General features: G+C 38.1%; 15 protein-coding genes and 1 riboswitch. Of the genes, 8 read left to right on the forward strand and 7 right to left on the reverse strand.

Features of this window, described 5'->3' with window-relative positions; translation table 11 throughout:
- Positions 1 to 197: hypothetical protein (locus ACIQ7N_RS18925; protein ID WP_402934958.1), on the forward strand; the 197-nt coding region annotated here is incomplete at its 5' end.
- 106 nt (positions 198 to 303) lie between these two features.
- Positions 304 to 603, forward strand: coding sequence for a hypothetical protein (locus ACIQ7N_RS18930; protein ID WP_402934960.1), 300 nt, complete (start codon positions 304 to 306; stop codon positions 601 to 603).
- Between the two features lie 445 nt (positions 604 to 1,048).
- On the opposite strand, the gene ACIQ7N_RS18935 is transcribed toward ACIQ7N_RS18930, so the two are convergent.
- From ACIQ7N_RS18935 to parE, 7 genes are all read right to left on the reverse strand, one after another.
- Positions 1,049 to 1,798 carry a TatD family hydrolase gene (locus ACIQ7N_RS18935; protein WP_402935092.1) on the reverse strand — a complete coding sequence of 250 codons (750 nt, stop codon included), beginning with the start codon at positions 1,796 to 1,798 and terminating at the stop codon, positions 1,049 to 1,051.
- Positions 1,788 to 2,537: an ABC transporter ATP-binding protein gene (locus ACIQ7N_RS18940; RefSeq protein ID WP_402934962.1), complete on the reverse strand. Its 750-nt coding sequence runs from the start codon at positions 2,535 to 2,537 to the stop codon at positions 1,788 to 1,790. Before ACIQ7N_RS18940 ends, ACIQ7N_RS18935 begins: the two co-directional genes overlap by 11 nt.
- Positions 2,531 to 3,283 carry an ABC transporter permease gene (locus ACIQ7N_RS18945; protein WP_402934965.1) on the reverse strand — a complete coding sequence of 251 codons (753 nt, stop codon included), beginning with the start codon at positions 3,281 to 3,283 and terminating at the stop codon, positions 2,531 to 2,533. The genes ACIQ7N_RS18940 and ACIQ7N_RS18945 overlap by 7 nt, the downstream gene beginning before the upstream one ends.
- Positions 3,283 to 3,573 carry a thiamine-binding protein gene (locus ACIQ7N_RS18950; protein WP_248716015.1) on the reverse strand — a complete coding sequence of 97 codons (291 nt, stop codon included), beginning with the start codon at positions 3,571 to 3,573 and terminating at the stop codon, positions 3,283 to 3,285. Before ACIQ7N_RS18950 ends, ACIQ7N_RS18945 begins: the two co-directional genes overlap by 1 nt.
- A 1-nt stretch (position 3,574) precedes the next feature.
- The gene (locus ACIQ7N_RS18955) at positions 3,575 to 4,570 is read right to left on the reverse strand and encodes an ABC transporter substrate-binding protein (protein WP_402934969.1); all 996 of its coding nucleotides are present in this window, start codon (positions 4,568 to 4,570) and stop codon (positions 3,575 to 3,577) included.
- Positions 4,571 to 4,720: 150 nt separating this feature from the next.
- Positions 4,721 to 4,832: riboswitch (TPP riboswitch) on the reverse strand.
- Positions 4,833 to 5,118: 286 nt separating this feature from the next.
- Positions 5,119 to 7,551, reverse strand: a complete 2,433-nt coding sequence (parC, locus tag ACIQ7N_RS18960) for a DNA topoisomerase IV subunit A (RefSeq protein WP_402934972.1) — start codon at positions 7,549 to 7,551, stop codon at positions 5,119 to 5,121.
- Entirely contained in the window at positions 7,548 to 9,524 is a 1,977-nt protein-coding gene (gene parE / locus ACIQ7N_RS18965; protein ID WP_248716018.1) for a DNA topoisomerase IV subunit B, read from the reverse strand. The genes parC and parE overlap by 4 nt, the downstream gene beginning before the upstream one ends.
- A gap of 665 nt (positions 9,525 to 10,189) precedes the next feature.
- On the opposite strand from parE, the gene plsY reads away from it, so the two are divergent.
- From plsY to ACIQ7N_RS18995, 6 genes are all read left to right on the forward strand, one after another.
- Positions 10,190 to 10,792, forward strand: a complete 603-nt coding sequence (gene plsY, locus ACIQ7N_RS18970; protein ID WP_132360660.1) for a glycerol-3-phosphate 1-O-acyltransferase PlsY — start codon at positions 10,190 to 10,192, stop codon at positions 10,790 to 10,792.
- 19 nt (positions 10,793 to 10,811) lie between these two features.
- Positions 10,812 to 11,096, forward strand: coding sequence for a HesB/YadR/YfhF family protein (locus ACIQ7N_RS18975; RefSeq protein WP_402934977.1), 285 nt, complete (start codon positions 10,812 to 10,814; stop codon positions 11,094 to 11,096).
- Between the two features lie 170 nt (positions 11,097 to 11,266).
- Positions 11,267 to 12,802, forward strand: a complete 1,536-nt coding sequence (locus ACIQ7N_RS18980) for a spore germination protein (protein WP_402934980.1) — start codon at positions 11,267 to 11,269, stop codon at positions 12,800 to 12,802.
- 14 nt (positions 12,803 to 12,816) lie between these two features.
- On the forward strand, positions 12,817 to 14,016 hold the full coding sequence (locus tag ACIQ7N_RS18985) for a Ger(x)C family spore germination protein (RefSeq protein ID WP_402934983.1): 1,200 nt from the start codon (positions 12,817 to 12,819) through the stop codon (positions 14,014 to 14,016).
- A gap of 3 nt (positions 14,017 to 14,019) precedes the next feature.
- A complete protein-coding gene (locus tag ACIQ7N_RS18990; RefSeq protein WP_402934986.1) occupies positions 14,020 to 14,253 on the forward strand; it encodes a hypothetical protein in 234 nt (77 codons plus the stop codon).
- Between the two features lie 36 nt (positions 14,254 to 14,289).
- On the forward strand, positions 14,290 to 15,517 hold a 1,228-nt coding region (locus tag ACIQ7N_RS18995; RefSeq protein ID WP_402934988.1), incomplete at its 3' end, for a GerAB/ArcD/ProY family transporter.

The following is a 15,517-nucleotide window of genomic DNA, read 5'->3' on the forward strand; positions in this document are numbered from 1 at the left end:
CCTCACTTTACTTTATTTTCGTGGTTGAAAACATTGTAACCAAGAGGAAAGAAAATGACCCCTTTTCTTTTTACACAATTATACGGACTCAATCGATTCTAACTCTCTTATCAGCGATGTTCGAGGCTTTATCAGCGATTCTAACTCTCTTATCAGCGATGTTCGAGGTTTTATCAGCGATTCTAGCTCTTTTATAGACAAGTCCTTAATATTGGAAAATTCTATACAATATTCTTCAACTCTGACTATGATTTAGTCAAATTGTCTAGCTTATATTGGAATTCGCCGCTAAAAGTGTGAGTTGTGCCGCTAACCAAAGGAAGAACGCCGCTAAAACGCGAAATTCCGCTGCTAACCAAGCAAGGAACGCCGCTAAAACTTGAAATTTTATCAGCGATATTTGAGGCTTTATCAGCGATTCTAGCTCTCTTATCAGCGATGTTTGACGTTTTATCAGCGATTCTAACTCTCTTATCAGCGATATTTGAGGTTTTATCAGCGATTCTAGCTCTTTTATCAGCGATTTTCGATGTTTTATCAGCGATTCTAGTTCTTTTATCAGCGATGTTCGAGGTTTTATCAGCGATTCTAGCTCTTTTATAGTCAAGTCCTTAATATTGGAAAATTCTATACAATATTCTTCAACTCTGACTATGATTTAGTCAAATTGTCTAGCTTATATTGGAATTCGCCGCTAAAAGTGTGAGTTGCGCCGCTAACCAAAGGAAGAACGCCGCTAAAACGCGAAATTCCGCTGCTAACCAAGCAAGGAACGCCGCTAAAACTTGAAATTTTATCAGCGATATTTGAGGCTTTATCAGCGATTATAGCTCTCTTATCAGCGATGTTTGACGTTTTATCAGCGATTCTAACTCTCTTATCAGCGATATTTGAGGTTTTATCAGCGATTCTAGCTCTTTTATCAGCGATTTTCGATGTTTTATCAGCGATTCTGGCTCTTTTATCAGCGATATTCGAAGCACTTTCAGCGATTCTGATCTTTTAACAAAAACACAGCTGCTCTTTAAAAGAACAGCTGCGTTATTTACTATAAATTATAAAATGTTGTCGTATTTTTTGTAATGATATGCGCCGCTTCCTCAGTTGTAAGACCTTTTATCGAAGCGATAACCTCGATGGAATGATCCATCATCCAAGGCGATGTTCGTTTATTGTCAAATTGACCTTTGAACGGCCAAGGTCCATCTGTTTCTACCATCATCAGCTCGATTGGGTATTTTTTGATTAGCTGTTGAATCTCAGTCTCATACGTACAATCAGGCGTGACAGAAATGAAATATCCATTAAAAATCATCCGTTCAATTACTTCCTCATCGCCTTTAAACCAATGAAAATGCGCTTTTGTTACTTGGTGTTTTTCTAATAAATCACAAACAATCGCCGCATCCTCATAAACAGCATGTAATACAATCGGTTTATTTAATTCCTTCGCCAATACGATAAACTGTTCTAACAATGCCACATACGGATGAACATCTATCGCCTTCTCCTGCCTCAAATAATAAGGCAAGCCTACCTCGCCGATTGCGACCATTTCATGAGCATGTTGGCGTATCCACTCGAATAATGCATCTTCCTCCGCTTCACTTGGTAACGGTTGTTCAGGATGAAAACCAAATACTGCTTTTACTTTTGCATAGGTTTTCGCCAGCATTCTCGTCTTCTCGCACGATGGAAGATTCATGCTAACGGCAATGACATGTTCAGCTTCTTCTAGCAAAGTTGGAATGTCGTGTTCCTTATACTGATCTAAATGAATATGTGCATCAATCAACATTTGCATCATCCTTCTCTTCTTTTAAATACGTGAATAACTGTTGCTTTAGTGCCGTAAATGTAGCGGAATGGCGAATTTCTTCTTGGCGTGGCCTTGCAAAAGGTACGATTATTTCCTTTTTAATCGTCGCTGGCCGTTTCGTGAGCACAATGATACGATCCGCTAAAAAGAGAGCTTCCTCGATACTGTGAGTTACGAACAATATCGATTTTCGATCTTTCTCCCAAATCGATAAAAGCCACTCCTGCATTTCAAGCCTTGTAAACTCATCAAGTGCAGAAAACGGCTCATCTAAGCATAAAATGGGCTTATTACTAACAATTGCGCGAATAAATGATACACGCTGTTGCATACCACCCGACAGCTCATTAGGATACGCATTTTCAAACGTCGCGAGCCCAACATTATTTAACCACTCCTTGGCAAGCTCAATATTTGGTTTGCGATGAAGCTCCTCGACAATCGCGACGTTTTCTACTATCGTACGCCATGGTAGTAAGCAGGGCTGCTGAGGCATATAGCCGACCGTTCCTCTTTTTTGTTGGATATCTGTACCGTTTAATAAAATAGCTCCCTTATCAATAGAAGAGACACCACCAATTAATTGAAAGAGTGTGCTTTTACCACTGCCTGACGGTCCGATAATCGCCACAAATTCCCCGTCCTTGACCTCAAATGATAAATCGCGAATAACAGGAAGAGCATTAAAGGATTTATCAATGTTTTGAATGCTTAGCATGGATTTCTCCCCTTCACAACAAGTTTTTCTAATAACCGAATAGCACTAAATAATAGGAAACTTAAAAAAATGATGGCAAAAATCGCTACAAACACGCGATCCGTTCGAAATGAAGATTGCGCCAATGTCATATAGACGCCAATCCCCATTTTCGCACCTAACCATTCTGCAATGACAGCTCCCATAACACTATACGTCGCCGCAATCTTAATGCCTGAAAAAATCGACGGGTACGCATATGGCCATTCAAGCTTCCAAAAGGTTTGTGATTTCGTTGCCCCAATCATTTCAAAATAATGCTTCAGCTCAGGTGAGGTTTGACGGAAGCCATCCATTGCGGAAATAACAATGGGGAAAAAGCACACCAGACAAATAATAATAAGCTTTGGCAATAAACCAAAGCCAAACCAAATGATTAAGAGTGGTGCTAGAACGAGCACTGGGACATTTTGTGACATAATAAGAATAGGATAAAATAGCTCCCGCACAAGCGTAAAACGATGTAATAGCACAGCAACCGTTAGCCCACACACTATTCCAATGGCAAGGCCTAGAAGTGCTAATTGAACAGTCGCTATAGCATGTGGTACAAACGTCTCATACGATTGAAAGCCTTCTTTCAAAATGGCACTTGGTGTGGGCAATAGCCAATGTGGCACGTCTGCAAAACGGACAATAAGTTCCCATATGAATAAGAGGAAGGCGATAAAAATTATCGTCCTTCCTTGTTTGAAAGCCTGCCTCATTACTTGTATTTCTCCGTTAGTGTATTCATTGTAATACCGGATGGCTGATATAAAATTTTCACTTGCGTAATGACATTAATAGCGCCAAGCTCAATCATCTTGTCATTCATTTTTTCAATGATTTGTAGTAAAGTCGTTAGCTCACCTTCCATGGTCGTTTCTAATGGATGAACTTCATATTTTACCCCTGATGCGTCGATAACCGCAATCGCTGCATCGACAAACGGGATCACATCCTCATATTTTTCAGTTTTCGGGATAATTTGTACACTTATTAATGAGTTTGCCATATTACTTTGTCTCCTTTTTCGGTAAAAAGTCGTTTGTAAATGCTTGTTTTGCGTTAAATTCGCCCTCTAAAACTTTATTGTCCGCCATCCATTTCGCGTAATTTTCCCAAACAGCTAGCTTTTGCTCGCCCCATTGTGCTGCGTCGTCTTGATACTTATCTGCTAACCATTCCTGACTTTTATGCACAAGGTTCTTATCTAAATCAGGTACCGCTTCTAGTAAAATATCTGCTGCTTCATTTGGATGATTGATCGCATAGTCATAGCCTTTTGCTGCAGCAGCGACAAATGCTTTTACCGTCTCAGGATCATCCTTAATCATTTTTTCATTTGTAGCAAGTACAGGTGTGTAGTAATCTAACTGATCACTATAATCTGTTAAATATAGCATGTTGAGTTTTTCGCCACGCAGTTCTGCTTCAATACCTGTCCATGCATAATAAATCCACGCAAAATCAATATCTTTTTTCATCATTGTGAAGAAATCTATATCGCCTGCATTGATAATATCTAATTTATTGATATCTGCATTTTTTGTTTGCATTAGTGATTGCAGTACTGCCTTTTCAAGTGGTGCCCCCCAGCCACCGTAAGTTTTACCTTCAAAATCCTTCGGTGACGTAATGCCTTTTGATGCAATGGATGCGAAGCCAGAAGTATTATGTTGAATAATCGCCGCGATTGATACTAGCGGTACATCTTGCACACGTGCCTGTGTAATCCCTTCCTGATAACTTACGCCAAACTGAGCCTTGCCAGACGCCACAAGCTGATCTGCTCCCGCTTCGCCCGGTAATATTATATCTACATCTAAACCCTGTTCCTTAAAGAAGCCAAGTTTTTCCGCTACATATAAACCAGTATGATTTGTGTTCGGTGTCCAATCTAGGACAACCGATACTTTTGTTAATCCTTTAGCATCCTTTTTAGCCTCTTTTTCGCTACAGCCCACTAATGTGAAAAGTGCAGCCATTAGGACCAATAACCATTTTTTCATGCTTAATCCTCCAAGTAAGTAGTGTGAAATGTTCATGAATGAATGCCTTTACCAGAAGAAAGCGTTCACGGTCTGTGTATACAACAAAAGTCTGAAAACAAAAAACGCCTAGGATTCCTCCCAGACGTTTTACAATCAATATCAAAAATTTCTTTTTGAATAGATGTTCCCTACGCTGGTACGAGCCAAATCAGGTTCAAAGGGTCAGTGTCTATATCGGACACAATCTCAGCTGGCAACACCAGCCCCCCTACATTCTTTCCATATGAACTTTTCGTGATTATTATACCCATATCTATCCGGAAATGACAAGGCTCTGTTTACCGATCGTGCTGTAAAAATAATTTAACAGCATCGTCTTTCAATAGCTCTATCTTCTGACATATATTTGGCAACTACCAGCCCATTAATGAATTTTTCTTTATCAGCGATTGTTGGGAGTTTATCAGCGATTGCCCTAATTTATCAGTTGAAAACACAAATTAAATTTTAAGTACGATAATTATAAAAAGCCCAGCTCTCAAAGAGCATGGGCTAGAAAACTAATGTTATTTCTCTTCTTTTTTGACCGTAAAGACATGAGAAATGGCACCGTCAGTAGCAATATCTACTTTAAAGGAACCGTTGGAGTGGCGATCTGCTCGAGTTAATGCATGTACGTCAAGAATCTCTTGCATGCCTTTTTCCGTCTCGATTGTTAGTTGTTCCTCATCTGTAACCTTTACTACAGCCACGATACGATGTGGGTTCGCTTTTAATTCTGTTAACACTTTTAAGCCGCGTTTTGCACGACTCGTCATCTCTACCTCAGCAACATTCATTTTTTTCACCGCACCGCGATGTGTCACAATCGCAACATATGCCGTGGCATTTGGCGGTAAAACATTGATGCCAACTAATGCTTCGCCGTCTTTCAGCGTAATCCCTTTCACACCGCCTGTTTTAACACCCGTTACTGGCAATTCCTCTATTGGGAAACGAATAGCATAGGCAGTATCTGTCGTTAACATTAATTCTACTTCGTCTGTCACAATGTCTGCAAAAATCATTTCATCGCCTGACTTAACATTCATCGTTTTGATCGGCTTTGAATAACGTGTAACAGCATAATCAGCTAAAGGTGAGCGTTTAATTTGTCCATCTTTCGTAGCTGTTAAAATATACGTATTTACTTGTTCGAATGTTTCAAAACCGTATACAGCAATAATAGATTCATCTTCCCCTGTCGGTACAATACTTGAAATATGCTGACCAAGATCCTTCCAGCGAATATCAGGTAGTTCATGGACAGGCTGATAAATATAATTGCCTCGATTTGTGAATAACAGTAGATGATGCTGTGTATTTAAATTTGCTTCATATAATAAATAATCGGAATCCTTCATCGCAAAATCCTGACCATTCGAAGCTGCATGTGAACGTGTAGATGTACGCTTAATATAGCCATCCTTTGTGACCGTCACTACAACCTCTTCACTTGGGACAAGGACATCTAACGTAATTTTGATTTCTTCAATTTCTTGTTCAATTTTTGAACGACGAGGCTCTGCAAAGCGTTTTTTAATGTCAAGTAGTTCCTGTTTAATAACACGTACAAGCTTTGCTTCACTATTAAGAATACCTTCAAGCTTAGCAATCAATTTATTTAATTCTTCCTGTTCAGCACGCAATTCCGTAATATCCGTATTTGTTAAACGGTATAATTGCAGGCTAACGATTGCCTCCGATTGCACTTCTGTAAAGTCAAACTTCTCCTGTAAATTCGTTTTCGCATCTCGTTTATCATTTGAAGAACGAATGGTTGCAATGACTTCATCTAAAATGGACAGTGCCTTGATCAAGCCATCAACAATATGTGAACGATCTTTTGCCTTTTGCAAATCATAAATGGAGCGATTCGTCACGACTTCCTTTTGATGGGCAATATAAGAATCCAGTAACAATGGTAATGTCATCATTGTCGGACGACGATTATGAATAGCAATCATATTAAAATTATAAGCTACTTGTAAATCAGTTGTTTTGAACAAATAGTTTAAAATTCCTTGTCCAGGAACATCTTTTTTCAGTTCAATGACAACACGTAGGCCTGTACGATCCGATTCATCACGAATTTCCGCAATTCCTTCAAGTCGTTTATCCACACGTTGCTCATCGATTTTCTTCACAAGATTTGCTTTATTAACATCGTACGGTAATTCCGTAATAACAATTTGCTCTTTGCCGCCTTTAATTGGCTCAACGACTGCTTGCGCACGCACAATGATTTTACCGCGTCCTGTTTCGTATGCTTTTTTAATACCATCGACACCTTGAATGATCCCACCTGTTGGGAAATCAGGCCCTTTAATAACGGTCATTAAATCATCGACAGTCGTATTTGGGTTATCTAAACGCATAAGAACACCGTCTAGCACCTCATCAAGTGCGTGAGGAGGGATATCTGTTGCATAACCAGCCGAAATACCAGTTGAGCCGTTGACTAGTAAATTCGGGAAACGAGCTGGTAAAACAGTTGGCTCCATATCCTGATCATCGAAGTTCGGTACAAATTCAACTGTTTTCTTGCCTATATCGCGTAGCATCTCCGCTGCAATAGCAGAAAGTCTTGCCTCGGTATAACGCATCGCTGCCGGCGGGTCACCATCAACAGAACCGTTATTCCCATGCATTTCAATGAGCATATGACGCGCTTTCCAATCCTGACTCATACGCACCATTGCTTCATATACTGAACTATCACCATGTGGATGATAGTTACCGATAACATTACCGACAGTTTTTGCTGATTTACGGAATGGTTTATCGTTCGTATTACCCTCTGTAAACATCGCATATAAAATACGTCGCTGTACAGGCTTAAGACCGTCACGTGCATCAGGCAACGCGCGGTCTTGAATAATATATTTACTATAGCGACCAAAACGGTCACCCATAACTTCTTCTAAAGGTAAATCTTGAAATTTTTCCGTACTACTCATGCTTGGTCCTCCTCTTGTTGGATGAATTCATTGTCTAAAATATTTGAATCATCCTCCATACCGAAGTCTACATTAGCTTCGATCCATTTACGGCGCGGCTCTACTTTATCGCCCATTAAAGTGGTCACACGTCTTTCAGCACGTGCACCATCCTCGATCGTCACACGTATTAATGTACGTGTTTCAGGGTTCATTGTCGTATCCCACAGCTGGTCAGCATTCATCTCACCAAGCCCTTTATAACGTTGTAATATGTAACCCTTTCCAACTTTTTTAATGGCCGCTTGTAAGTCATTTTCAGTCCAAGCATATTCAGTCACTTCTTTTTTACCAGTGCCTCTTGATATTTTATAAAGTGGTGGTAATGCGATAAATACCTTTCCAGCTTCAATCAATGGTCGCATATAACGATAGAAGAACGTTAACAGCAGCACTTGAATATGCGCTCCGTCCGTATCAGCATCGGTCATAATAACGACTTTGTCATACGCTGAATCCTCGACAGAGAAATCTGTTCCAACACCAGCACCTATTGCATGGATAATCGTTGAAATCTCTTCATTTTTCATAATATCCTGCAGCTTGGCTTTTTCTGTATTAATAACTTTACCACGCAAAGGTAAAATCGCTTGGAACGTACGATCTCGCCCTTGTTTTGCAGAGCCACCTGCAGAGTCACCTTCGACTAAATACAGCTCGTTTTTCGCTGCATTTCGAGATTGTGCAGGCGTTAATTTTCCAGAAAGAATAGTACTGGCTTTTTTGCTCTTCTTGCCGTTTCGTGCATCTTCACGTGCTTTACGAGCCGCTTCACGTACTTGCTGCGCACGAATAGCTTTACGAACAAGAGATGCAGACAATTCTGCGTTTTCCTCAAGCACATATAAAATTTGCTCCGAAACAACACTATCTACTGCCGAGCGTGCCTCACTCGTACCAAGCTTGCCCTTCGTCTGACCCTCAAATTGTAGTAAATGCTCTGGTATACGAACAGAAACAATCGCTGCTAAGCCTTCTCGGATGTCTGTCCCTTCAAGATTTTTATCTTTATCTTTTAACAGGCCAATTTTTCGTGCATATTCATTAAAAACACGTGTTAATGCTGCCTTGGCACCTGTTTCATGTGTTCCACCATCTCGTGTACGCACATTGTTAACAAATGAAAGGATTGTTTCGGAGTATCCATCGTTGTATTGAAAGGCGAATTCAACTTCAATTTCGTCTTGGATCCCTTCCACATACTTAACAGGATGAAGGACGTCTTTCTCCTCATTCAAATACGCAACGAAAGCTTCAATGCCGTTCTCATAAAAGAAAACATCACCTTTGCCTTCCTCGCGTTCATCGATTAACTCAATTTTTAAGCCTTTTAATAAAAACGCTGACTCACGTAAACGTTCTGCAAGCGTATCATAATTGTATTTTGTTACAGAAAAAATCGTGTCATCTGGTAAAAAATGAACAAGCGTTCCAGTCTGCTTTGTTTGTCCAATTTCTTCTAATGTCGTCACAGGATGGCCACCGTTTTCAAAACGTTGACGATATTTTTTACCATCGCGGTGAATCGTAACTTCTAAAAAAGTGGATAAAGCATTAACAACAGACGAACCTACGCCATGTAAGCCACCACTTGTTTTATAGCCGCCTTGTCCGAATTTACCACCGGCATGTAAGACAGTGAAGATAATCTCAGGAGTCGGTTTCCCCATCTTATGCATACCTGTTGGCATTCCCCGGCCGAAGTCTCGAACGCTGATACTTTGATCTTTATGAATAGTGACAATGATATGAGAACCAAAGCCAGCCAGAGCTTCATCCACCGCATTATCGACGATTTCATATACTAGGTGATGAAGTCCACGGCCATCCGTAGAACCGATATACATGCCGGGTCGTTTTCGTACCGCTTCTAATCCTTCTAATACTTGAATGGCGTCATCATTATAGACGCTTGGTGACTGTTTATTCGCCAAAAAATTTCCCCTCCAAAAAACAAACGCATGTTCTATTTATATTCTCTTCCTAATAATAATAGCATTTCCTAACAATATCTAGTGACAGGCCCAAAAAATTTTTAAAAATCCTCACAGCTTCATCGTTTTGATCTGTTTTACCGGAAGAAAAATTTGCAATAATTGCTCCAATATGTATTAAGAACTCTTCTCTTCCTTTGACGCAGGGCAGTAAGTTTTAGTTGCACTGATCATTACTTTTTTCAAAACGCTACGAATCGCTGAGGGCTTTGAACTTTCATTCAAAAGCATTTGACTTTTCTCTGAAAAATATACAGGTACAGTAATAAATGGGTTTCTTCTGTCTAAAGAAATTCGTACTAGTTTACTCTAGAAATTAAAGATAGACTTCTATTCTACCAAAGGAATGGGTGATTGACAAAATTGCCTTTTTACCTATATTTTTAGAAAGGGCTTTCATGCTGCCTATATGAATCATGTCTAAAAGACTAACCTAAAGTCATATACATATAAAAATCCTTGTAAAATAGTTATCTTTTGTAATGAATTCAAGATACACGAAGAAATCTCCTTCATGTCATTGTAGATTATAGAGAAAAAGTGTAGAATATTTATTACATATTATTAGTACCAAGTGTTAATCAATGAATGAAAGGAGTCCAAATATGCTAAATGGACTTATTATTTTATGTGCTTATTTAATCGGCTCGATCCCCTCTGGGTTATGGATAGGCAAAATTTTTTATAAAACTGATATTCGTCAACATGGAAGTGGTAATTTAGGTGCGACAAATACTTTTCGTATTTTAGGAAAAAAAGCAGGAATCATCGTAACGATTATGGATGTCTTAAAAGGTACAACAGCCGTATTACTTGTAGCTCTTCCGCTATTCTCTGATGTCACTATCCATTCGCTAATACTTGGACTAGTAGCCGTTATTGGTCATATGTTCCCAATCTTTGCAGGTTTCCGCGGAGGGAAAGCGGTAGCAACATCAGCTGGCGTTCTCTTAGGATATTCATGGCCTCTTTTTGTCTTATTATTTATTGTTTTTATTGTAACATTAAAAATTACAAAGATTGTAAGTTTAACTTCCATGATTGCCGCTTTAGTAGCACTTATTTATTCAATCGGTTATTATTTTGTTACAGGCGACTTTGCGTTAGGTATTTTAATAGCTTGTTTATTTACCTTTATCATTTACCGTCACCGAGCAAATATTGCACGCATTAAAAATGGTACTGAACCAAAGGTGAAATGGTTGTAACATAGAGAGGAGCATTCTAATGAATATTGTACTAACAGATGAAGCCCTACAATGGTTCAAACAAGAGATGGAAGTAGATTCCGGAGATACGATTCGTTTTTATGCTAGATATGGTGGTTCCAGTCCTTTTCACGAAGGCTTTTCCCTAGGTATGACACGCGAAGAACCATTCAACATTGGTGTTAAGAAAGTTATTGACGATGTTACCTACTATATAGATGAAAAAGATTTATGGTTTTTCAATAATCACAGTTTATATGTGGATGTTACAAATGACGAATTAAAATATGAGTATAAAAAATAAAGCAGTGTTCCCTTTCGTTTGAACGAAGGGAACACTGCTTTTCTCATCTATGCCTCTTACATCCGCCGGAGGCTATACTTCAAGATATATGAATTTCATTCCAACCTTGGTTTATCTTCTATCAAAGTTGTACATTCTATAGTTATGTAAATCTTGAGGAGGAAATGAAAATGTCTATTTCTAAAATTACTGATACCTCCCAGAACAATGACCAACTGTATAGTTCTCTTTCACAAAATTTGAAAATAATTAAAAATACACTTGGAAATAGTAATGACCTTGTCATACGAGAAATTACCATTGGAAAAGCTGAACAATTTACGTTAGCAATCCTCTATGTAGATGGTTTATCCGATAAAATAACCATTTCTAATGCTGTAATTGATAAACTAATGCTTGATATTGAGGATAATCATGATGCAGAAATAGAAAAGATTATTCGATATTTGAGAGATTCTTGTTTAACTGCCGGCGATGTTAATGATATTTTTCACTTTTCAGCACTGTACAATTCGATTTTGAATGGTAATACGGTCATTTTATTAGATGAATCTTCAACTGGTATTGAAACGAGTACTCAAGGTGCAAAAGATAGAGCCGTTATGGAGCCATCAACAGAGTCGGTCATTAGAGGTCCAAGGGAATCCTTTACAGAAACATTACGTACAAACACGGCCCTGATCCGCAGAAAAATTAAAAGTCCGAATCTATGGATCAAATCTCGTATTATCGGTGAAGTAACAAAAACGGAAGTTGCTGTTATGTATTTAAACGACATTGCGAATGACAAAATAGTAGCGGAGGTTCTTTCCCGATTAGATCGCATTAATATTGATGGTATTTTAGAAAGCGGCTACATTGAAGATTTTATTCAAGATTCTAAAACCACCATTTTCCCTACAGTTTATAATTCTGAGCGACCTGATGTTATTGCTGGTGAACTATTAGACGGTAAAATCGCCATTTTAGTGGACGGCTCACCGTTTGTCCTAATTGTACCAGCCTTATTTACATCCTTTTTACAATCTGCTGAAGATTATTATCAGCATTGGATAATTAGTACTCTTATACGCCTTTTGAGATTTTTTGGAATAAGTCTAGCTTTGGTGGCACCGTCGCTTTACGTAGCTATCACCACCTTCCATCAAGAAATGCTGCCAACTCCTATGCTAATAAGTATTGCATCTCAGCGAGAAGGAGTACCCTTCCCTGCCGTAGTAGAAGCACTCATAATGGAGATTGCATTTGAGGTGTTAAGAGAAGCAGGTCTTCGAATGCCAAGAACCATTGGACCAGCTGTATCTATTGTTGGAACATTAGTAATCGGTCAAGCTGCCGTAGAAGCAGGAATCGTATCAGCCGTAATGGTCATAATTGTGGCATTAACAGCAATCTGTAGCTTCCTGTTCCCTGCTTATGGCTTATCCAATACCGTTCGTGCACTTCGTTTCCCATTAATGATTGTAGCATCAATAGTTGGATTGTTTGGGGTAATGTTTGGCCTAATGATCATTTTCTTACACATGTGTAGCATACGAACTTTCGGTGTTCCTTATTTAAGTCCGTTTGGCCCATTAATTCTAAAAGATCAAAAAGACGCACTAGTGTTGTTCCCTCGTAGAGCTTTATTGACTCGACCACGCTTAATTAGTCAAAAAAATACTGTCAGGGGGCATAAATATTTCGATACGAAAAAAAGGAATTAAACGAGGAATGAACCATGTCAAAATTTAAAGCAATTTGTTTACTAATAATTATTACTTTGCTTTTAGGTGGTTGCTGGAGTAAGCGTGAACTCAATGAAATAGCAATTGTCGTAGGGTTAGGAATAGATAAATTAGATAATGAATATGAAATAACTGTTCAAGTCGTGGATCCTAGTGAAATTTCCTCAAAACAGCCTTCTACAGGTCGCTCACCAGTTATTACCTATCATTCAAAAGGTGCAACGGTCTTTGAGGCAATTAGAAAAATGACAACTGAAACAGCTAGAAAACTTTATTTTGCTCATCTCCAAGTAGTTGTACTCGGTGACCAATTGGCAAAAGAAGGAATGAACGAACCGTTAGATTTGATTTCAAGAGATCATGAATTCAGAAATGATTTCGATGTCATCGTTGCTCATGACGCAACTGCCGATGAAGTTTTAAATGTATTAACACCTATCGAAAAAGTACCAGCTAATAAAATACTAAATTCTCTTAAAACATCAGAGAAAACTTGGGGTACAACCCAATCCATTAAAATTGATGAGTTAATCAATACATTAAATAATAAAGAAACGAGTGTAGTCATGTCTACCATTGAAATACAGGGGGAAAAAAGTGAGGGAATGGAGCAAACGAATGTTAAAAGATCGAAGGCTTCTGCGATATTGAAGTACGTTGGCTTAGCTGTTTTTAAAGAAGATAAATTCATTGGACTTTTAACGGAAGAAGAGAGTAGAAGTCTAGCCTTTTTAAAAGACAAAATAGAAAGTACAATTGAAATTATTGCTTGCCCAAAAGGTGGTACTTTATCAACAGAAATTACACACTCAAAGACGAAAATAAAAGGTGAATTTAAAAATGGAGCTCCAAAAATCAATGTTTCTATAGATGTTGACCAAAATGTCGGAGAAGTTGAATGTAATATAGACCTTACTAAAGAAAAATCGATTCAATACGTAAGTAAAAAAACAGAAGAACTTATTAAAAAACAAATCGAAAAAACAATCAGGTCAGTTCAGCAAAATTACCGGGTCGATATTTTTGGATTTGGTGAGGCACTCCACCGCACAAATCCAAAAGAGTGGAAAAAAATAAAAAAAGACTGGCTAACTATATTTCAAGAGCTACCAGTGAAAGTTGAAGTACATGTTAAAACACAAGGTACAGGGACGCTGGAAAACTCATTAGTGAAGAAGCCGAAGGGAGAATAAGCTATGATTATGACGATGGTTATTCTAATAATTTCAGCTGGTATTGCCTTTGCTTTCATTCCAAAATTAAAAAAAAATAAAGAAACGAAAACAATTGTTATTTTTTCAATTTTTTTATTGCTCGGCGCTGCGTTAAATATCGGGGTTTCATTAAGGCTAAGAATTCCAAGCCCACTAGACTTGGTTACCTATATTTTTTCACCAATTAGAGATTTAATTATCTCCCTAACAAAGTAATAAGGAAACGATATGTTAAGAAAAAGGGGTAGGTTCATGATGGAAAAAGAAATAATTAGTTCAAGACAATTTATGATTATTACCCTTCTCTTTTCAATTGGTACAGCCATTTTAATTATCCCTTCAACTGTAACAAGCGAATCAAAGCAAGATGCATGGATTGCAGCGATTATCGGTGTCGTTATTAGTTTACTTTTAGTAAAGTTATTCGTAACTTTAGGAAATCGAACACCATCAAAGACATTTATAGAGGCGAATGAAATCATCTTAGGTCGCTTTTTTGGGAAAATTACGGCAATTGGCTTTATTTTCCTTACCTTACTTTCTGCAGGTGAATTATTATTTTTTCTTGGGACTTTCATGAAAACAGAGGTAATGGTCGAGACGCCTACTATGGTTTTTGCATTGCTGTTCGGTATCATTATCGTTTATGCTGCCTATTTAGGGATTGAAGTCTTTGCTCGTTCTACGGAAATACTATTCCCAATATTTATCTTAATTTTTCTAGTTTTTGTCGTTTGTATTTCACCACAAATTAAGATAGAAAATATTCAGCCAATTTTCGAATCATCCACAAAAACGATTAGTTATAGCATGTTTCAATTTATAAGTCTTTTTTCATTCCCTCTTTCCGTACTTTTAATGCTTTATCCTTCTACTGTCAATGTTCATAAATCAGCACAAAAAGGGTTTTATATAGGCTCAATGATTGGAGGATTTATTTTAATTATCATCATCATTCTGTGCATCCTTGTCCTAGGTCCTAGTAATACCGCTGCTCGCATATCTCCCAGCTATGCATTAGCCCAAAGAATTTCGATTGGGAATTTTGTGCAACGTATTGAAGTGATTATGGCGGTTATGTGGATTATGACTATCTATATTAGAACTTTTATGTATTTTTATGCTTCAGTCATAGGTATAGCTCAAATATGTAAGATCAAAGATCATCGACCGCTAATTTTTCCACTAGGTTTAATTTGCATTGGTCTTTCGCAAATTATTCATCCTAATATCGTGCATTCCTATACTTACAATAGAGAAATTTGGCCATTGTTTTCAGGCGTTTTCACGGTTAGCTTGCCGTTATTATTACTAATTGTCGCGATGATTCGAAAAATTAATGGTAATCAAGGAAATGCTACACAAAGTAATAATAGTAGCAATGACGGGAACTCTTCTCAGAGTGAAAGTAACAGTAATGACGAAAATTCTTCTCAGAGTAATAGCAGCAACAATGCTGGTAATTCCTCACAGGGTGATA

Origin of the sequence: Lysinibacillus sp. NPDC095746 (genome assembly GCF_044763535.1) — a bacterium.
Classification (GTDB): Bacteria; Bacillota; Bacilli; order Bacillales_A; family Planococcaceae; genus Lysinibacillus.